At 61.7% G+C, this 18053-nt stretch carries 19 protein-coding genes; 15 read left to right on the top strand and 4 right to left on the bottom strand.

Going from position 1 to position 18053, the window contains the following annotated elements:
* Positions 1-40: 40 nt before the first annotated feature.
* Positions 41-841 (bottom strand): peroxide stress protein YaaA, encoded by an 801-nt coding sequence (gene yaaA / locus CTATCC11996_RS12790; protein WP_003076678.1) that lies wholly within the window; start codon positions 839-841, stop codon positions 41-43.
* A gap of 107 nt (positions 842-948) precedes the next feature.
* Entirely contained in the window at positions 949-3924 is a 2976-nt protein-coding gene (locus CTATCC11996_RS12785) for an Rne/Rng family ribonuclease (RefSeq protein ID WP_034349009.1), read from the bottom strand.
* Between the two features lie 586 nt (positions 3925-4510).
* Between CTATCC11996_RS12785 and CTATCC11996_RS12780 the strand changes: the two genes are divergently transcribed.
* From CTATCC11996_RS12780 to CTATCC11996_RS12765, 4 genes are read left to right on the top strand one after another with little or no spacing between them, the layout of a single operon-like run.
* Positions 4511-5515, top strand: a complete 1005-nt coding sequence (locus tag CTATCC11996_RS12780; RefSeq protein WP_169315343.1) for an RluA family pseudouridine synthase — start codon at positions 4511-4513, stop codon at positions 5513-5515.
* 9 nt (positions 5516-5524) lie between these two features.
* Positions 5525-6208, top strand: a complete 684-nt coding sequence (locus CTATCC11996_RS12775; protein ID WP_003076672.1) for an HAD family hydrolase — start codon at positions 5525-5527, stop codon at positions 6206-6208.
* A gap of 8 nt (positions 6209-6216) precedes the next feature.
* Positions 6217-6582 carry a Rieske (2Fe-2S) protein gene (locus CTATCC11996_RS12770; RefSeq protein WP_003076671.1) on the top strand — a complete coding sequence of 122 codons (366 nt, stop codon included), beginning with the start codon at positions 6217-6219 and terminating at the stop codon, positions 6580-6582.
* 1 nt (position 6583) lies between these two features.
* On the top strand, positions 6584-7636 hold the full coding sequence (locus CTATCC11996_RS12765) for a S49 family peptidase (protein ID WP_034349004.1): 1053 nt from the start codon (positions 6584-6586) through the stop codon (positions 7634-7636).
* Positions 7637-7730: 94 nt separating this feature from the next.
* Here CTATCC11996_RS12765 and CTATCC11996_RS12760 read toward each other — a convergent pair whose 3' ends face one another.
* Both CTATCC11996_RS12760 and CTATCC11996_RS12755 read right to left on the bottom strand, forming a co-directional pair.
* Complete coding sequence (locus tag CTATCC11996_RS12760) at positions 7731-8519, bottom strand: SAM-dependent methyltransferase (protein WP_003076667.1); 789 nt, start codon at positions 8517-8519, stop codon at positions 7731-7733.
* Entirely contained in the window at positions 8516-9124 is a 609-nt protein-coding gene (locus tag CTATCC11996_RS12755; RefSeq protein WP_034349000.1) for a Maf family nucleotide pyrophosphatase, read from the bottom strand. Before CTATCC11996_RS12755 ends, CTATCC11996_RS12760 begins: the two co-directional genes overlap by 4 nt.
* A 25-nt stretch (positions 9125-9149) precedes the next feature.
* On the opposite strand from CTATCC11996_RS12755, the gene CTATCC11996_RS12750 reads away from it, so the two are divergent.
* From CTATCC11996_RS12750 to CTATCC11996_RS12700, 11 genes are all read left to right on the top strand, one after another.
* Entirely contained in the window at positions 9150-9704 is a 555-nt protein-coding gene (locus CTATCC11996_RS12750) for a YceD family protein (protein WP_003076664.1), read from the top strand.
* 239 nt (positions 9705-9943) lie between these two features.
* Entirely contained in the window at positions 9944-10126 is a 183-nt protein-coding gene (rpmF, locus tag CTATCC11996_RS12745) for a 50S ribosomal protein L32 (protein ID WP_003058062.1), read from the top strand.
* Between the two features lie 197 nt (positions 10127-10323).
* Positions 10324-11364 carry a phosphate acyltransferase PlsX gene (gene plsX / locus CTATCC11996_RS12740; protein WP_034348996.1) on the top strand — a complete coding sequence of 347 codons (1041 nt, stop codon included), beginning with the start codon at positions 10324-10326 and terminating at the stop codon, positions 11362-11364.
* A gap of 8 nt (positions 11365-11372) precedes the next feature.
* Positions 11373-12353: a beta-ketoacyl-ACP synthase III gene (locus CTATCC11996_RS12735; RefSeq protein ID WP_003076660.1), complete on the top strand. Its 981-nt coding sequence runs from the start codon at positions 11373-11375 to the stop codon at positions 12351-12353.
* A gap of 51 nt (positions 12354-12404) precedes the next feature.
* Positions 12405-13349, top strand: coding sequence for an ACP S-malonyltransferase (gene fabD, locus CTATCC11996_RS12730; protein WP_003076659.1), 945 nt, complete (start codon positions 12405-12407; stop codon positions 13347-13349).
* The gene (gene fabG, locus CTATCC11996_RS12725) at positions 13346-14089 is read left to right on the top strand and encodes a 3-oxoacyl-ACP reductase FabG (RefSeq protein WP_003076657.1); all 744 of its coding nucleotides are present in this window, start codon (positions 13346-13348) and stop codon (positions 14087-14089) included. The genes fabD and fabG overlap by 4 nt, the downstream gene beginning before the upstream one ends.
* A 159-nt stretch (positions 14090-14248) precedes the next feature.
* Positions 14249-14488 carry an acyl carrier protein gene (acpP, locus tag CTATCC11996_RS12720; protein ID WP_003058049.1) on the top strand — a complete coding sequence of 80 codons (240 nt, stop codon included), beginning with the start codon at positions 14249-14251 and terminating at the stop codon, positions 14486-14488.
* Positions 14489-14524: 36 nt separating this feature from the next.
* Positions 14525-15772 (top strand): beta-ketoacyl-ACP synthase II, encoded by a 1248-nt coding sequence (fabF, locus tag CTATCC11996_RS12715; protein ID WP_003057981.1) that lies wholly within the window; start codon positions 14525-14527, stop codon positions 15770-15772.
* A 124-nt stretch (positions 15773-15896) separates the two neighbouring features.
* Entirely contained in the window at positions 15897-16379 is a 483-nt protein-coding gene (locus CTATCC11996_RS12710; protein WP_003076655.1) for a hypothetical protein, read from the top strand.
* Between the two features lie 38 nt (positions 16380-16417).
* A complete protein-coding gene (gene rpoE, locus CTATCC11996_RS12705; RefSeq protein WP_003076654.1) occupies positions 16418-17047 on the top strand; it encodes an RNA polymerase sigma factor RpoE in 630 nt (209 codons plus the stop codon).
* Between the two features lie 27 nt (positions 17048-17074).
* Complete coding sequence (locus CTATCC11996_RS12700) at positions 17075-17863, top strand: sigma-E factor negative regulatory protein (protein WP_003076652.1); 789 nt, start codon at positions 17075-17077, stop codon at positions 17861-17863.
* Positions 17864-18053 lie beyond the last annotated feature (190 nt).

Below are 18053 nucleotides of genomic sequence, written 5' to 3'. Positions count from 1 at the left end.
CAATGCTAGTGTGCACTGATGCCGATTTCAATGCGCAGCGTCAGTCTTGCAGCTTGCGGCGGAACACCAGCTTGCCGGGCGTGCTGGCCTGCTCGGCCAGCGCATAGCCTTCCAGATCGAACTTGCGCAGGTCGGCCACCTTCCTGGCCTTGTGCTGCACGGCCCAGCGCACCATCAGCCCGCGCGCGCGCTTGGCATGGAAGCTGATGATCTTGTACTTGCCGCCCTTGAAGTCCTCGAAAACGCATTCGACCACGGGGGCCTTGAGCGTCTTGAGATCCACGGCCTTGAAATATTCCTGAGACGCCAGGTTGACGACAATGCGCTCGGCCTGGGCGTCACCGCGCTCGGCTTGTGCAGCACTGCGCTCGTTCAGATAGTCGGCAATCTGGGTTCCCCAGAACTGATAGAGGTTGCTGCCCTTGGCATTTTCCAGCCGGGTGCCCATCTCCAGGCGATAGGGCTGCAGCAGGTCCAGCGGGCGCAGCACGCCATAGAGGCCGCTCAGGATCACGACATGCTCCTGGGCCCAGTCCAGCTCCCTGGGCTTGAGGCTGGCTGCATTCAGACCTTCGTAGACATCGCCATTGAAGGCCAGCACGGCCTGGCGCGAGTTCTTTGCGGTGAACCTGGCACTGAACGCTTCGTAGCGGCCGACATTGAGCACGGCGAGCTTGTCGCTGATGCTCATGAGCTCGGAAATCTGCTGGGGCGACTTCTCGCGCAGCACTTCGATCAGCTCCAGGGGCTGCTTTTTGAACACTGGCAGCGTGTGCGGCAGCTCGGCGGAAATAGGGCTTTCATAGTCCAGCGATTTGGCCGGAGAGATCAGAAACAACATGGCTTGACGTTCACTCAATCAAAGAAAGGGCGCATGAAAAAGGGCCAAGGCCCCATCCACCGAAGTGGACAGTCCCCTTGGCCCTGTGATGCCGGAAGGCAGTCTGCTTAGGCGTTGGCGCCTGCAGCCTGTTCTTCCTTCTCGAACGGCAGCTGCATCAGGCTCAGATCCTTGCGGGTCTCGACCAGAATCAGCGGGCCTTCGTCGAGCACCACCACGGGCGGGCGCTCGCGAGGAATGCGCACGGGCTTGGGCTCGGCGGCAATCGCAGCCTGGACGGCGGCGATCTTTTCGGCATCGGAGTTGATCCATTCCAGACCCGATGCGGCTGCGAGGGCTTGCAGCTCGGCAATCGGCAGCGCATAGGTCTGTGCCTTGGGCGCTGCGACTGCGGGGGCAGGAGCTGCGGTTTCAGCCACGGGCTCCACGGCGGCGGCCTGAGGCTCTGCGGCAGCCGCAGGCTCTGCTTGCACAGGCTGGGCAGGCTCTGCTGCAGGAGCGACAGCTGCTACCACGGCTTCTGCTGCCACGGGTGCCTGCACTTGTGCAGCAACAGGCGCTTGCTCTGCCTGAGCCTGAGGTGCAACAGCATCAAAGTAGCTGCGACGTGCCGGCTGCTCGCCAGCGTCTGCGGCGGGCACTTCGACCGGGGCCTGGGCTTCGGCTGTCTGCTCGGCAGACTGCTCTTCTGCCTGGGCATCGCGCGGTGCACGGTCGCGGCGGTCACGGCCATAGCGGTCACGCGAACGGCGCTGGCGGGGTTCGCGAGCCTCGCCGCCTTGTGCGCCATCCTGCACCTGAGCGTCAGAGCCTTCAGCTTGGGCGGTGTTCAGCTCCGCTTCGTCGGCCACGGCCTGCATGGCGGGCTGGGCATCGGCGTTGCGATTCTGGCGCTCGCGGCGGCCTTCACCGCGTTCGCTGCGCTCATTGCGTTCCGCACGCTCACCGCGCTCCTGGCGGTTGCGCTCGGGCTTGGGAGCTGCGTTGAACTCTTCGCCATTCAGCGCGGCTTCTGCCACCTGGGGCTGGCGGTCGTCGCGGCGCTCGTTGCGTTCGCCACCGCGGCGACTGCCGCGCTCGGGGCGGTCCTGGCGCTGTTGCTGCTCGGGACGCTCGTTGCGTTGCTGCTCATCACGGCCCTGGGCATTGCGGCGGTTGTTGCGGTCTCCACGTTCGCTGCCAGTGCGCTCCGCGCTGTTGCGGTCGCCACGTTCGTTGCGGTCACCGCCGCGGCGGTTGCGGTCACCGCCACGGCCTTCGCCTCGGCGCCCGTCGCGGCTGCCTTCACGGGCGGCCGGGGCGGGTGCTTCGACCACTGGCGCGGGCGCTGCCACGGGAGCCGGTGCGCCAAAACCGAACAGATTCTTGAGCCAGGCAAAGAAGCCTTGCTCGCGCACCACGGGGCGGGCCGCTACGGGAGCGGGCGTCGCAGCTGCAGTGCGAGGCTGGCGGGGTGGACGAGGCTCGGCAATCGGCGCGGGAGCATCGGGCAGCACGCCCTTGATGACGGGAGTCTGCTTGTTGGTCGGCTCCTGCGAGCGGCGAGTGACGGTGGTCACTTCTTCGGGCTCGTCGGCCAGCTTGTAGCTGGCTTCCATGGATTCCAGGCGCGAGTCGTCGTGCTTGAGGCGCTCGAGCTTGTAGTGCGGCGTGTCCATGGACTTGTTGGGCACCATGATCACGTTGACGCGCTGCTTGAGCTCGATCTTGGTGATTTCGCTGCGCTTCTCGTTGAGCAGGAAGGAGGCCACTTCCACGGGCACCTGGCAGTGCACGGCGGCCGTGTTGTCCTTCATGGACTCTTCCTGGATGATGCGCAGAATCTGCAGCGCCGAGCTTTCCGTGTCGCGGATGTGGCCGGAGCCGCCGCAGCGCGGGCAGTTGATGTGGGCGCCCTCGGACAAGGCGGGCTTGAGGCGCTGGCGGCTCATTTCCATCAGGCCGAACTTGCTGATGGTGCCGAACTGCACGCGGGCGCGGTCCTGGCGCAGGGCATCGCGCAGGCGGTTTTCCACTTCGCGGCGGTTCTTGGCCTCTTCCATGTCGATGAAGTCGATCACGATCAGGCCGCCCAGGTCGCGCAGGCGCATCTGGCGCGCCACTTCGTCGGCTGCCTCGAGGTTGGTGCGGGTCGCGGTTTCCTCGATATCGCCGCCCTTGATGGCGCGGGCCGAGTTCACGTCCACGGAGACCAGGGCTTCGGTATGGTCGATCACGATGGCACCGCCCGAGGGCAGGGTCACGGTGCGCGAATAGGCGGACTCGATCTGGTGCTCGATCTGGAAGCGAGAGAACAGGGGCGCGTCGTCGCGGTAGCGCTTGACGCGGGCAGCATGCTCAGGCATCACATGTGCCATGAACTGCTGGGCCTGTTCGTAGATGTCATCGGTGTCGATCAGGATGTCGCCGATGTCGTTGTTGAAATAGTCACGGATGGCGCGGATGACCAGGCTGGATTCCTGATAGATCAGGAAGGCGCCCTTGGAGGCCTTGGCGGCACCGTCGATGGCGCTCCACAGCTTGAGCAGGTAGTTCAGGTCCCACTGCAGCTCGGGAGCCGAGCGGCCGATGCCGGCGGTGCGCGCAATGATGGACATGCCCTTGGGGTACTCGAGCTGGTCCATGGCCTCCTTGAGCTCGGCGCGGTCCTCGCCCTCGATGCGGCGCGAAACACCACCGCCACGGGGGTTGTTGGGCATCAGCACCACATAGCGGCCGGCCAGCGAGATGAAGGTGGTCAGGGCTGCGCCCTTGTTGCCGCGCTCTTCCTTTTCGACCTGGACGATCAGCTCCTGACCCTCGCGGATCACGTCGTTGATGCGGGCCTGGCTGGGCGAAACGCCTTCGGCAAAGTATTGCTTGGAGATTTCCTTGAAGGGCAGAAAGCCATGGCGGTCTTCGCCATAGTCCACAAAGCAGGCTTCAAGAGATGGCTCGACGCGAGTCACGACGGCCTTGTAGATATTGCCCTTGCGTTGTTCGCGACCTTCGATCTCGATCTCGTAGTCCAGCAGCTTCTGGCCGTCCACAATGGCCAGGCGGCGTTCTTCAGACTGCGTCGCGTTAATCAGCATCCGTTTCATGATGCGCTTCCTTTATTCGTTTTATGGGGCACGCTGGTCACAGACCAACGCACCTTTGACTGGTAATCAAAGACAGGCTCAACAGGAGCCGTGATGCCAGACGAACGAGTTGAAACGGATGAGGAATCTGGGGGCGGTACAGGACGGCGCTACTGGCCTGATCTCAAGTCAGTAGCGGAGGTACAGGCCGGGGGACGAGCGGGAGAGGACGCGCATGCAGACGAGGTACAAAAGAAGCCGACGCGCGTGCTAGGGAGGTGGGTGGTTTCTTTGAGACATGGCTCGTCCCGGGGGCCGGCCGTGCCTTGCCCCAGAGGTTGATCAGCAATGTCCAAAAGATCCACATGCTCGTTGAGAGAACCGGCAGTTGCAGGCTGCTTTTGCCTGGACAACTGCACGGTATGAGATTCCGTATCAGTGTTTCAATTCGTCAGCCTTTGCCAGGCTTTCACAGGCTGCTGCAGCTCATCTTGACTGCAATTTGCGTGTGCAAAACTGGCGGGCATCGACCTGCCTGTGCGGTGGGAAATGATTGTTTGGACTAAACTCCATGCGAATCAATCACTTACAACTAAGCTCGGCACAGGTGAAACACATTATAGAGGGCAAACCGGCACAGGACCGGTCCCAGAATACGGCCACGGCCTCGGTACGGCTGATCGAGGTCGATGAAGACTCCGCCGGACAGCGACTCGACAACTTTCTCATGCGCCACCTCAAGGGGGTGCCCAAGACCCATGTCTACCGCATCATCCGTAGTGGTGAAGTACGGATCAACAAGGGGCGCGTGAGTGCAGAGACCCGGGTTCAGCCCGGCGATGTGGTGCGTCTTCCCCCGGTCCGGATCTCCGACAAAGTGGCTGAAAAAGCGGAACGCCCGGCGCCGGCTAAGGACTTTCCCGCACTGTTGGATGACGAGCACATGATCGCTTTGTCAAAGCCTGCCGGTGTGGCCGTGCATGGAGGCTCGGGCGTGAGCTTCGGCGTCATCGAGCAACTGCGCCAGGCGCGTCCCGATGCCAAGTTCCTCGAACTGGTGCACCGGCTGGATCGCGAGACCTCGGGCATTTTGCTGGTCGCCAAAAAGCGCTCCGCACTCATCAATCTGCAGGACCAGTTTCGCGAACGTGAGACCGGCAAGACCTATCTGGCACTGGTGCAGGGGGCCTGGCCGGCCAACAAGAAGGTGATCGATCTGCCGCTGCACAAGTATCTGCAGGCAGACGGCGAGCGCCGCGTGCGCGTGACCACGGCCGATGACCCTGACGGAATGCGCTCCATCACCCTGGTCAAGGTCAGAAAGCTGATCGAGCCGCGCCCCCTGCAGGGACTGCCTGCCATGAGCCTGCTTGAGGTGACCATCAAGACGGGTCGTACCCACCAGATTCGCGTGCATCTGTCATCGCAGGGGCATCCCATCGTCGGTGACGACAAATATGGTGATTTTGATCTCAACCGTCGTGTGCAAAAGCAGGGCCTCAAACGCATGTTTCTGCACGCCTGGCGGCTACAGTTCAATCATCCCGCCAGCGGCGAGCGTGTCGAGCTGCGCGCCGAACTGCCGCCGGAGCTGGCGGACTTTGTGAACTGACCAGGCTTCATGACTACTGAAAACCATAGCCCCCGGCGACCACGCCGCTTCGATCTGATTGCATTTGACTGGGATGGGACCGTGGCGGACTCCACGGCCATCATCAGCCGCAGCATCCAGGAGGCGGTGCGTGATGTGGGCGGCACCGTGCCCAGTGACGAGCAGGCAGCCTATGTGATCGGCATGGCGCTGATGCCGGCCCTGGCGCGCGCGGCACCCGATGTGCCGCCCGAGAAATACCCGGAGTTGGCCAATCGCTATCGCTTTCACTTCTTCAAGCATCAGGACGATATCTGCGTGTTTGACGGCATCCTGCCGCTGCTGGCCGAGCTGCGCGAGCGCGGCCACTGGCTGACCGTGGCCACGGGCAAGAGTCGCATGGGGCTCAACCATGCGCTGCAGGATGCGCAGCTCAAGGGATTGTTCGACGGTTCGCGCACGGCCGACGAGACCGCCGGCAAGCCCAGTCCGCTGATGTTGCACGAGTTGATGGCCGAATTTGGTGTGGAGCCCGAGCGCACGCTGATGATCGGCGACACCACGCACGACTTGCAGATGGCGCAGAATGCTGGCTGTGCCTGTGTAGGGGTGTCCTATGGTGCCCATGCCCCCGACGGCTTTGCCCAGTTCGATCCGCTGTTCGTGGCCGACTCCGCAGCGCAACTGCGGGCCTGGCTTCTGGCCAACGCGTGAAGGCTGCCATGACGCAGACCGTGGAGTTGTGCGCCAGTGCCGATCTGGTCGACGGCGGTCGGGCTGTGGGCTTTGACGTGCAGTATGCCGGTCAAGGCAGCCGCGCTTTTGCGATTCGCTACCAGGGGCAGGTCTATGCCTATCTGAATCGCTGCAGCCATATCCCCATGGAAATGGACTACCAGGAAGGTCAGTTTTTTGACGATTCCGGTCGCTGGCTGTTGTGTTCTACCCACGGAGCTGCCTACGAACCTGACAGCGGTGCCTGTGCAGGCGGTCCTTGCCGTGGCGGGCTGGTAAAAATCGCCTTGAGCGAAAGCGATGGCGTAGTGCGCTGGCATACTGGGCCACAACTGAAACCTCCAGAGTTTTGAGATGAGTTCCCCAAACACCCCTGATAACCATGATTCCCAGCCGCATGTGACGCCGGGCGCGGACCTGTGGTCCAAGGCTTCTGCCGCATCCGCCGAGGCGCCGGCCGCAGCCAAGGTCTCCGGGAATGGGGGCTGGGAGCGCGATGTGCTGGAAAAGCTGGTGTTTGCTTCCATCAAGGAGCAGCGAGCAGCACGGCGTTGGCGTTTTTTCAGCCGTCTGCTGTGGTCCGTAGTGGTGCTGCTGGTGCTGTGGGCGGTGTTCTTCAAGGATACGGCCACCAAGACCAGCACCTCGCCCCATACAGCGGTGGTGGAGATCAAGGGCGAGATCGCCTCGGGAGCGGATGCCAGTGCTGAGTTCGTGGTGGCGGCCATGCGCAGCGCCTTTGAGGATTCGGGCTCGCGCGCCGTGGTGCTGCTGATCAACTCGCCCGGCGGCAGCCCCGTGCAGGCGGGCATCATCAACGACGAGATGACGCGTCTCAAGGCCAAGTACAACAAGCCTCTGTATGCGGTGGTCGAAGAGTCCTGCGCCTCGGCGGCCTACTACATCGCGGCGGCGGCCGACGAGATCTTCGTCGACAAGGCCAGCATCGTGGGCAGCATCGGCGTGCTCATGGATGGCTTCGGCTTCACAGGTGTGATGGACAAGGTGGGTGTGGAACGCCGTCTGCTGACGGCTGGAGAGAACAAGGGCTTTCTCGATCCGTTCAGCCCCATGTCTGCGCAGCAAAAGGAATTTGCGCTGCAGATGCTGGAGCAGATTCACCAGCAGTTCATCGGCGTGGTCAAGGCCGGCCGTGGCGACCGTCTGCATGAAACCCCTGAAATGTTCAGTGGACTGTTCTGGACCGGCCAGCAGGCTGTGGAGCTGGGTCTGGCCGACAAGCTGGGCAGCCTCGACTTTGTGGCGCGTGAAGTGGTCAAGGCCGAGGAAGTCATCGACTACACCCGCCGCGACAATGTGGCCGAACGTCTGGCCAAGCGGTTTGGCGCGGCCATCGGCGAGGGATCGGTAAAAGCCATGCGCGGGCTGGTGCCCAGCATTCGCTGATCGAGCGTCAGAGAGGCGCCAACCCTTTCTGGATAGCACCAGTAGCTATCAAAAAGCCTGCGGTTTAGCCGCAGGCTTTTTTGTTTCCTGGCTCTCAGCGGCCTATGGCAAACACCACCGGCGTGCGATTGTCGGGTGGGGCGTTGCGCTGGCGCCATTCGCGCACCAGATGGCTTTCAATGCGTGCTGTCTCCAGTGTCAATCCGCTGGCCAGGGCCAGTCTGGTATTGGGTTGCAGGGTTTGCAGCAGCGCCTGCCAGAGGGCGGCATTGCGGTAAGGCGTCTCGATGAACTGCTGGGTTTGGCCTTGGCGCAGGGCCAGGCTCTCCAACTCCTTGATGCGGGCCGTGCGCTCGGCGCCATCCTGAGGCACATAGCCGACAAAGGCGAAGTTCTGGCCGTTGAGGCCGCTGGCAGCCAGGCCCAGCAGCAACGAGACCGGTCCCGTCAGCGGTACGACGCGAATGCCCAGATCATGGGCGGCGCGCACGATGGAGCTGCCCGGGTCGGCCACGGCGGGCATGCCCGCCTCGCTGATCAAGCCCATGTCCTGCCCGGCCAACGCCGGTGCCAACAGGGGCTTGGGGTCGAAGACGGCGCCGCCCTTGTTGCCATGGTCGCCTTTTTTGTGGGCTTCGCGTGGCAGCTCGGCAATGTTCTGGGCCTGCAGCGGAGCAGCCAGCGGGAACAGGGCGTCGATGCGCTTGAGGTAGGCGCGGGCCGTCTTGGCGTTTTCGCTGATCCAGTGAGTCAGAGAGGCAGCGCGACGCAGCGTGCCCTCGGGCAGCACCTCGGTCAGTGCGGTCTGGCTTTCGCAGCCGAAGTCGAGTGGAGCCGGCACCAGATAAAGAGTGCCTGCCTTGCCTTTGGATGTGTCGCTCATGGCAGAACCACTCCCGCGGCACGCAGCAACTGGCAGGTGCGAATCAGCGGCAGGCCTATCAGTGCCGTGGGGTCGTCGCTGACGATGGCATCCAGCAGAGCGATGCCCAGGCCTTCGCTTTTGGCTGAGCCTGCGCAGTCATAAGGCTGCTCGGCACGCAGATAGCGCTCGATCTCGAGGTCGTTCAGTTCGCGAAAGCGCACTTGCACCGTGACCACGCTGGACTCTATAAAGCCGGTTTCGGCACAGCTCACGCAGACGCCGGTGTGGAAATTCATCTGGCGGCCGCTCATCTGGCGCAACTGCTCGGTGGCGCGCTCGTGGGTGCCAGGCTTGGACAGGGGCTGGCCGTCGAGTTCGGGCACCTGGTCGGAGCCGATCACGATGGCGCCGGGGTGTAGCTGGGCCACGGCTTGTGCCTTGGCCACGGCCAGACGCAGGCTCAGCTCGTAGGGTGTCTCGCCGCTGTGCGGGGTTTCATCCACTTCGGGAGAAACCGTCTCGAACGGCAGTTGCAGGCGGCTGAGCAGCTCGCGGCGGTAGCGCGAGGTGGAGCCAAGAATCAATGGACGCTCAAGTCGTCCGGCAATCAATAAGTCGGGCATTGCGGGATTCTCTTACACTGGCTGCATGAGCAAGGATTTTTCTGCGACCCGGCTGGACGTGCGTGCTTTCGCGCAGGCCGCAGGTCATCTGCATGGTCAGGCACCATTGTCGGACTTCAAGCGTCTGGCGGCCGATGCGCTGGCGATTACTGGCGAGCAGCCCCTGGTACGCTGGGAGGCCGAAGGCGAGCTGGTTGAGCAAAAGGGCGGCAGCGGCCATGTGTGGCTGCACCTGAGTGCCGAGGTGGATTTGCCGCTGACCTGCCAGCGCTGCCTGACCGAGGCCGATATTCCCCTTTATGTGGATCGGTCATTTCGCTTCGTTCCGGACGAGCCGACGGCAGAACTGGAAGATGACGACAGCGATGAGGATGTGCTGGCACTGAGCAGCGAGTTCAATCTGCTGGAGCTGATCGAGGACGAGCTGCTGATGGAAGTGCCGGTGGTGCCTCGCCATGAGGTCTGCCCGGTCCCCGTCAAGCTGGAGGTCAGCGATGACGCCTTCGAGCAGGCCAATGAGCAAAAGGAGAACCCTTTTGCCGTGCTGCAATCTCTCAATGTAGGCAAGTCTGCCGACTGATCCAGCCCGGAGCACGGTGGGGATTTGATTTTGCGTAGGCCGCGAAAAGCGTTTGCGCTATAATCGTGAGCTTCGCGCGAAACCCCCTCGTGTCTTTAATGGGCTGATCGCGTTTTTTTAGGACTTGCACAGACAAGGGCGCACTTACTCTCGGTGGGTGCGTCGAAAGGCAGAGTTTTTTGCCCGGTCTTGCTGTGTGGGTCGTGTTACCAACCCTTTCAAGATACACAGGAGCCATCATGGCTGTTCAGCAAAACAAGAAGTCTCCCTCCAAGCGCGGCATGCACCGTTCGCACAATGCACTGAATGTGCCTGGCATTGCTGTTGAAGCCACTACCGGCGAAACACATCTGCGCCACCACATCAGCCCCAACGGCGTGTACCGTGGCCGTCAAGTGCTGAAGAACAAGTCCGAAGCCTAAGCGACGACTGCATTCGCAAAGCCTGTTGCTACATTTTTTGTAGCAGCAGGCTTTTGTTTTTATGGGAGATATTTGCAAAATCAACCTTGACTGGCCTTGCTGCACAATTCCAGGGCTGGTTTTGCTGATAACTCCTGTGGTGGTCCCTGGACCATTCAGTTCATTACCCCAAACCCGATTGGACCTGTCAGTCGCCCATGATTAATTTGGCTGTTGACTGCATGGGGGGCGACCATGGCCCCCGCGTCACGCTGGCCGCGTGCCGTCAGTTTTTGAATTCACACCCCGATGCGCATCTGCTGCTGGTCGGCAAGGCCGAGGAGTTGGCCGGCTTCAAGCATGAGCGCGTGACCGTCGTTCCCGCCACGGAAGTGGTGAGCATGGATGACCCTGTGGAAATAGCTCTGCGCAAGAAAAAGGATTCGTCCATGCGCGTGGCCGTACAGCAGGTAAAGAATGGTGCGGCTCAGGCTGCAGTGTCGGCGGGCAATACCGGGGCGCTGATGGCGATCTCGCGTTATCTGCTCAAGACGCTGGATGGAATTGACCGTCCTGCCATTGCCTTTGGTTTGCCTAACGCCAAGGGTAGCGACACCACCATGCTGGACCTGGGGGCCAATGTGGACTGCACGGCGGAGCATCTGCTGCAGTTTGCGGTCATGGGCTCGGCCCTGGTGTCGGCGCTCAAGAACACGGAGGCGCCCAGCGTCGGCCTGCTCAATATCGGTGAAGAGCTGATCAAGGGCAGCGAAGTCATCAAGCGTGCAGGAGAGCTGCTGCGCGCAGCAGGCGATGCGGGCAACCTCAACTTCTACGGCAATGTAGAAGGCAACGACACCTTCAAGGGTGTGGTGGACATTGTCGTGTGCGATGGTTTCGTTGGTAACGTCGCGCTCAAGACCACCGAGGGGGTCGCTTCGATGATCTCGGGGATTCTCAAGGAAGAGTTCAAGCGCAACATCTTCACCAAGATTGCTGCCATCATTGCCTATCCGGTGCTATCTGCGCTGATGAAGCGCGTTGATCACCGTCGTTACAACGGCGCTGCATTGCTGGGTCTGCGCGGGCTGGTCTTCAAAAGCCATGGCTCGGCCGATGCAATGGCATTCGAGCATGCTTTGAACCGCGCGTATGATGCGGCACGCAACAACCTGCTTGACCGTGTCCGCAGCCGTATTGCTGCTGCCGCACCATTGCTGCTGGCAGCGCAGACGGAATCTGGAACTTCGGCGCCCTGATAGAAGACATGAGACGCTACGCACGCATCATTGGCACCGGCAGTTACCTGCCGCCCCGCCGCCTGACCAATAACGACCTCGCAGCCGAGCTGGCTCAGCGCGGCCTGGAAACCTCGGACGAGTGGATCGTCGAGCGCACCGGCATTCGTGCCCGCCACTTTGCCGAGCCCGATGTGACCAGCAGCGACCTGGCTCTGGAAGCCAGTCGCAAGGCCATCGAGGCTGCAGGCATAGAGGCTTCGGATATCGATCTGATCATTGTCGCCACGTCCACTCCGGACATGGTGTTTCCCTCGACGGCCGCCATCCTGCAGCACAAGCTGGGCATCAGCAACGGTTGCCCTGCCTTTGATGTGCAGGCGGTGTGTAGTGGTTTCGTCTATGCACTGACGGTGGCCGATTCCATGATCCAGACCGGCGCTGCCAAGCACGTTCTGGTGGTGGGCTCCGAAGTCTTCAGTCGCATCCTGGATTTCAACGATCGCACGACCTGCGTGCTGTTTGGCGATGGCGCCGGTGCCGTGGTGCTGGAGGCGTCCGACGAGCCCGGTATCCTGTCCACCGAGTTGCACGCCGATGGCAGCCATGTCGGCATTCTTTGCGTGCCGGGCAATGTCTCTGGCGGCAATGTGCTGGGTGACCCCCTGCTCAAGATGGACGGTCAGGCCGTGTTCAAGCTGGCTGTGAGCGTGCTGGACAAGGCTGCTCGCTCCGCGCTGGAAAAGGCAGGTCTGACGGATGCCGACATCGATTGGCTGATTCCGCACCAGGCCAATATCCGCATCATGCAAAGCACGGCGCGAAAGCTCAAGCTGTCCATGGACAAGGTGGTGGTGACCGTCGATCAGCATGGCAACACCTCGGCGGCCTCGATTCCTCTGGCGCTAGACCATGGCGTGCGCAGCGGTCAGGTCAAAAAAGGCCAGACCGTGCTGCTCGAAGGCGTGGGCGGCGGCTTCACCTGGGGTGCTGTGCTCCTCAAGATGTAGCTATAAGCGCAATCTGGATAAGCGTTTATGGCAGTTTTTATACTAAGAAATATGAAGAAATTCGCATTTGTATTTCCTGGCCAGGGCTCTCAGTCCGTAGGCATGCTGGATGGCTGGGGTGATCATCCCGTCGTGGCTCAAACCGTGGCCGAAGCCTCAGAGGCTCTGGGTGAGGATGTGGGTCTGCTGATCAAGCAAGGCCCCAAGGAAGCGCTGGCGCTGACCACCAATACCCAGCCCGTGATGCTGGTGGCCGGCGTGGCGGCCTGGCGTGTCTGGCAGGCCGAAGGCGGTGCGCTGCCCGATGCCGTGGCCGGTCACTCCCTGGGTGAATACTCCGCGCTGGTTGCGTCCGGCGTGCTGACGCTGGCTCAGGCCGCACCCCTGGTGCGTCTGCGCGCCGCTGCCATGCAGGATGCCGTGCCTGTGGGCACGGGCGGCATGGCGGCCGTTCTGGCGCTGGATGCCGAAAAGGTCAAGGCAGTCTGTGCCGAAGTGACGGCTCAGTTGGGTGGCGTTGAAGTGGTGGAAGCCGTGAATTTCAACGACCCGGGCCAGACCGTGATTGCCGGCAGCAAGCTGGCCGTGGAAAAGGCCTGCGAAGCGGTCAAGGCGGCCGGTGCCAAGCGCGCCCTGCCTCTGCCGGTCTCCGCACCTTTTCACTCCAGTCTGATGAAACCTGCTGCTGAAAAGCTCAAGGCCGCACTGGCCGAGCTGACGCTGGCAGCGCCTCAGATTCCCGTCATCAACAATATCGACGTCACCGTCCAGACGGACGCTGATGCGATTCGTGATGCCCTGTATCGTCAGGCCTTTGGTCCGGTGCGCTGGGTGGAATGCGTGCAGGCCATCAAGGCTCGCGGCGTGACCCATATCGTGGAATGTGGGCCCGGCAAGGTGCTGGCCGGCATGGTCAAGCGTATTGACGCCGACCTGACGGGTGTTCCCCTGTTTGATACAGCCACACTGGCTGACGTGAAAGAATTGCTCGCATGACTGATAACCAGACCAAGCCCCAGGTTGCCCTGGTCACCGGTGCCACCCGTGGCATTGGTGCCGCCATCGCGCAGGAGCTGGCCTCCAAGGGCTATCAAGTGATTGGCACGGCCACCTCGGATACCGGTGCTGAAAAGATCAGCCAGGCGCTGTCCGCCTTCGGTGGCCGTGGCGTCACGCTGAACGTGACCGACGGCGCTGCCGTGGATGCCCTGATCGATTCCATCGTCAAGAATGACGGCGGTCTGCATGTGCTGGTCAACAACGCCGGCATTACCCGCGATACCCTGGCGATGCGCATGAAGGATGACGACTGGGATGCCGTCACCGACACCAATCTGAAGGCTGTTTTCCGAGTCAGCCGTGCGGCTATTCGTCCCATGATGAAGCAGCGTTTCGGCCGCATCATCAGCATCACCAGCGTGGTGGGTGCCTCGGGCAATGCAGGTCAGGCCAACTACGCCGCAGCCAAGGCTGGTGTGGCTGGCATGACCCGTGCCCTGGCCAAAGAGCTGGGCAGCCGCGGCATCACCGTGAACTGTGTGGCTCCCGGCTTCATCGCCACGGATATGACCGCAGACCTGCCAGAGGCGCAAAAGGCTGCGCTCAAGGCACAGATCGCCATGGGTGATCTGGGTCAACCCAGCGACATCGCACATGCCGTGGCCTATCTGGCTTCTGCCGGTGCCGGCTACGTGACGGGTCAGGAACTGCACGTCAACGGCGGCATGTACATGTAAGAAATTTCGGCAGTTTGCGCGGTGTTTGCCGTACTTGCTGCCAGAAGCTGAACACTTTTGCAAGTTCAGTGGCCGTGTCCTCGCGACGGCCTGCCGCCAAGGGGCTTCTCCCGAAACGGCTAGAATCGCGGGTTCATTCACAACCCCCTGAGGGAAACCATGAGCGATATCGAAGCACGTGTCAAAAAAATCATTGCCGAACAACTCGGCGTTGAAGAGTCCCAAGTGACCAACGAAAAGGCCTTCGTGGCTGACCTGGGCGCTGACTCCCTGGACACAGTGGAACTGGTGATGGCCCTGGAAGATGAATTCGGCATCGAGATCCCTGACGAAGACGCAGAGAAGATCACGACGGTGCAAAACGCCATCGACTACGCCAATACCCACCAAAAGGCCTAAGGTCTTTTTTCAGCGATCAGTTAAAGGTTTGAACGCATGAGCCGTCGTCGCGTTGTCGTGACCGGTCTGGGCTGCATCTCCCCCGTGGGTAACACGGTGGGCGAAGCCTGGGCCAATCTTTTGGCCGGCCAGTCCGGTATTGACCTCATCACCAAGTTCGATGCATCGAACTTCTCCTGCAAGATTGCGGGTGAGGTCAAGGGATTTGATGTGGAGAAGTACATGAGCGCCAAAGATGCGCGCTCCATGGATACCTTCATTCATTACGGCATCGCGGCTGCGGAGCAAGCCGTTCTGGACGCAGGCCTGCCCACAGGCGAAGCCCTGTCCGAAGACCTAGCCACACGCATTGCCTGCGTGATCGGCTCGGGCATTGGCGGTCTGCCGCTGATCGAGAACACTCACGCAGAACTGGCTGCCCGCGGTCCTCGCCGCATCACGCCGTTCTTCGTGCCTGCTTCCATCATCAATATGGTGGCAGGGCATGTGTCCATGCGATTTGGCTTCAAGGGGCCGAATCTGTCGATAGTGACAGCCTGCACCACAGGCCTGCACTGCATCGGCGAAGCCGGACGCATGATCGAATACGGCGATGCAGACATCGTCGTGGCCGGTGGCACGGAAGCCACTGTCTCACCTCTGGGTGTCGGCGGCTTTGCTGCCATGCGTGCGCTGTCCACGCGCAACGACGACCCCAAGGCTGCCTCGCGCCCCTGGGACAAGGACCGTGACGGCTTTGTCCTCGGCGAAGGTGCTGGTGTGCTGGTGCTCGAAGAGTACGAACACGCCAAGGCCCGTGGCGCCAAGATTTACGCGGAGCTGGCAGGCTTTGGCATGAGTGCCGATGCCGGTCACATGACGGCTCCCAACATGGACGGCCCCCGCCGCGCCATGCTCAATGCTTTGCGCAATGCCGGTGTGAACCAGGATCAGGTCAATTACCTGAATGCGCACGGCACGTCCACGCCGCTGGGCGATGCGAACGAATCCAATGCCATCAAGGCGGCCATGGGCGAGTTTGCGAAGAAGAATCTGGTGGTCAGCTCGACCAAGTCCATGACGGGTCACCTGCTGGGTGGTGCTGGTGGCATCGAGAGCGTTTTCACCGTGATGGCGCTGCACGACCAGAAGATTCCTCCGACCATCAACCTGATCAACCAGGATCCCGAGTGCGATCTGGACTATTGCGCCAATACGGCGCGTGACGCCAAGCTGGAAGTTGCCGTGAAGAACAACTTCGGTTTCGGCGGCACCAACGGCACGCTGGTCTTCAAGCGCGTCTAAGTCGCGTCGAGCCGCTTCTGCACAAGCCCGCACAGGCCCAGGCCTTGCGGGCTTTGTTCTATGTGCGGCTTGATCGTGCTTTCCCTAGCTTTGCTGCAGCCGGGTTTTCGCACATGGTCGGCTCATGAGTGCTCGCTACCATGCTCCAGCCGTTGCCTATGTCTTTGTCCGGCCTGGCTGGGCCGGAGGGGGGCTGGTGCTGAACGGGATAGTCTTGCTGATGGCTCTGCTGGTCTGGTGCCTGCAAGTCCAATCGGGCTGGGTGCAGGTGCTGCTGGCTTTGCCGGCCCTGATCCTGGCCGCAGTGCTGCTTTGCGGACAGTGGCGAAACTGGCCGCAAGGACGTCTGCTCTGGAATGGCGAGCATTGGTTGCTGGAGGCCGAAAACCTGTCAACCGCTCGGTCACTGCCTGTGCGGCTGGCGGTGGGGCTTGATGGTGGCCACTGGCTTTGGCTCAGCGTTTCGGAGGTTCTGGTGTTCAGGTCCAAGGGCGGCAGGCGCCGGGTGCTATGGATTTTCCTGTCTCAACGACACAGCCCCGAGCAATGGGGAGACTTGCGGCGTGCGGTATATTCCTCCATCGTGCCGCTGGCAGAGCAAGGCTAGGCCTTCGCCGGTTATGGCAGCACGCCGCTTGGCCTTTCATGACACCACCCGATTTTCCCACTCCCTCTGCCGACAGCGATCTGGCTCTGGTCGAACGAGCCAATGCTGGCGACACACGGGCTTTTGAGCTTCTGGTCATCAAGTACCAGCGTCGCATCGAACGTCTGGTGGGCCGCATGGTGCGCGATGTCGATCTGGTGCCCGACATCGCACAGGAAACCTTCATCCGCGCCTACAAGGCCTTGCACCAGTTTCGCGGCGAGGCCCAGTTCTACACCTGGCTGTACCGCATCGCAGTCAACACGGCCAAGAAGGCCTTGATGGAAATGCATCGCTCGCCGGTGATGACCGAGAGCGCGTTACACACTGGGGACGATGAGGATGAAACTTCTGTTCACAGACAGGAACTAACGACTCAGGAAACCCCGGAAACAGTGTTGGCGGCGCGTGAAATCGCCGAAGCCGTCAATGCTGCCATGGAGGCTTTGCCCGAGGATTTGCGCCAGGCGGTCACGCTGCGCGAAATCGAGGGGCTCAGCTATGAGGAAATCGCGCAGGCGATGGACTGTCCCATAGGCACGGTGCGCTCGCGCATCTTTCGGGCACGCGAGGCGATTTCGGCCAGGGTCAAGCCCCTGCTGGAGCGCCAGGGCGGAAAGCGTTGGTAGTACAGGCAAGACGAGCAGGTGAACTTCATGAATGACGATCTGATCAAGCAGGAACAGTTGTCGGCCCTGGTGGATGGCGAGGCTTCCTCGGTCCAGATGCAGGCCGTGCTTTCCTATGCGGAAAGCGACGAAGGCCAGCAGTCCTGGGCCATGTATCACCTGATTGGTGATGTGCTGCGTTCTCCCGAGCTGGCCCATCACAGTCAGCACGATATTCTGAGCTGCGTGCGCGCTCATATGGAGCGCGAGCCGATTCGCGGCATTCATCTGCCCGGTGTGACCGCAGATGCGGCCAGTTCCCTCGGTTTGGGCGGTCTGGAGCAGATCACTGCAGCCGAGGAGCGCGTGCAGGCTCAGGGCAACGGCGCAGCCGTGGTCAGCCTGCCTGCCCGTCAGGCGGCCAATGCATCGGTCTTTCGCTGGAAGATGGCGGCCGGCTTTGCTTCGGTTGCTGCTGTGGCCGCCGTGGGCTGGGGGGTCATGCTCGCAGGTTCGGGGGGGGTGTACGGCCGCCAGGGTGGGGCGCAGCTCGCCGCTCTCAGCCCGAATGCCGTAGTGGCCGCTGCGCCTGCCGCATCGCTGGGCTTGAGCCAGCCCGTTTCGGGTGCTGAAGAGGCGGCCATGCCCTTGGGTTCGGAAGCCCAGTCTTCCACGGTGGTGGCAGTTGCTGGTCCCAACGGCCAGACCGTGATGCTGCGTGATCCGCGTCTGGACGAGTTGCTGGCTTCTCACCCTCAGCAAAGCAGCGCGCCCAATCTGCAGATGCCTGCCAGCTTTTTGCGCAATGCAAGCTTTGCCACGGCTACCCGCCATTGATGCTTCTTCACACAGCAGTCTTAGGCCTGAAATGCATGGTTTTCAGGTCTAGGCTTTTTCCCGGCTTGCGTACGCAGCTATTGATTTAGGATCAGTTGGGTGCAGATGCTGTTTTATCTGCGCGCAACTTGAAGAGCCTGAGCGCTTTCAGTTGATGGCGGCTTTTGCCAGAATGCGCTTCAATGCTCTC

This window comes from Comamonas testosteroni ATCC 11996, assembly GCF_000241525.1.
In the GTDB taxonomy this organism is placed as follows: domain Bacteria; phylum Pseudomonadota; class Gammaproteobacteria; order Burkholderiales; family Burkholderiaceae_C; genus Comamonas; species Comamonas testosteroni.
This window is presented reverse-complemented; position numbering and strand designations above follow the sequence as displayed.

What these genes read in the sequence shown, in the direction of transcription:
- yaaA (WP_003076678.1), bottom strand. Translation starts at nt 841, where the DNA reads ATGTTGTTTCTGATCTCTCCGGCCAAATCGCTGGACTATGAAAGCCCT.
- CTATCC11996_RS12785 (WP_034349009.1), bottom strand. Translation starts at nt 3,924, where the DNA reads ATGAAACGGATGCTGATTAACGCGACGCAGTCTGAAGAACGCCGCCTG.
- CTATCC11996_RS12775 (WP_003076672.1), top strand. Translation starts at nt 5,525, where the DNA reads ATGACTACTGAAAACCATAGCCCCCGGCGACCACGCCGCTTCGATCTG.
- CTATCC11996_RS12770 (WP_003076671.1), top strand. Translation starts at nt 6,217, where the DNA reads ATGACGCAGACCGTGGAGTTGTGCGCCAGTGCCGATCTGGTCGACGGC.
- CTATCC11996_RS12765 (WP_034349004.1), top strand. Translation starts at nt 6,584, where the DNA reads ATGAGTTCCCCAAACACCCCTGATAACCATGATTCCCAGCCGCATGTG.
- CTATCC11996_RS12760 (WP_003076667.1), bottom strand. Translation starts at nt 8,519, where the DNA reads ATGAGCGACACATCCAAAGGCAAGGCAGGCACTCTTTATCTGGTGCCG.
- CTATCC11996_RS12755 (WP_034349000.1), bottom strand. Translation starts at nt 9,124, where the DNA reads ATGCCCGACTTATTGATTGCCGGACGACTTGAGCGTCCATTGATTCTT.
- CTATCC11996_RS12750 (WP_003076664.1), top strand. Translation starts at nt 9,150, where the DNA reads ATGAGCAAGGATTTTTCTGCGACCCGGCTGGACGTGCGTGCTTTCGCG.
- rpmF (WP_003058062.1), top strand. Translation starts at nt 9,944, where the DNA reads ATGGCTGTTCAGCAAAACAAGAAGTCTCCCTCCAAGCGCGGCATGCAC.
- plsX (WP_034348996.1), top strand. Translation starts at nt 10,324, where the DNA reads ATGATTAATTTGGCTGTTGACTGCATGGGGGGCGACCATGGCCCCCGC.
- CTATCC11996_RS12735 (WP_003076660.1), top strand. Translation starts at nt 11,373, where the DNA reads ATGAGACGCTACGCACGCATCATTGGCACCGGCAGTTACCTGCCGCCC.
- fabD (WP_003076659.1), top strand. Translation starts at nt 12,405, where the DNA reads ATGAAGAAATTCGCATTTGTATTTCCTGGCCAGGGCTCTCAGTCCGTA.
- fabG (WP_003076657.1), top strand. Translation starts at nt 13,346, where the DNA reads ATGACTGATAACCAGACCAAGCCCCAGGTTGCCCTGGTCACCGGTGCC.
- acpP (WP_003058049.1), top strand. Translation starts at nt 14,249, where the DNA reads ATGAGCGATATCGAAGCACGTGTCAAAAAAATCATTGCCGAACAACTC.
- fabF (WP_003057981.1), top strand. Translation starts at nt 14,525, where the DNA reads ATGAGCCGTCGTCGCGTTGTCGTGACCGGTCTGGGCTGCATCTCCCCC.
- CTATCC11996_RS12710 (WP_003076655.1), top strand. Translation starts at nt 15,897, where the DNA reads ATGAGTGCTCGCTACCATGCTCCAGCCGTTGCCTATGTCTTTGTCCGG.
- rpoE (WP_003076654.1), top strand. Translation starts at nt 16,418, where the DNA reads ATGACACCACCCGATTTTCCCACTCCCTCTGCCGACAGCGATCTGGCT.
- CTATCC11996_RS12700 (WP_003076652.1), top strand. Translation starts at nt 17,075, where the DNA reads ATGAATGACGATCTGATCAAGCAGGAACAGTTGTCGGCCCTGGTGGAT.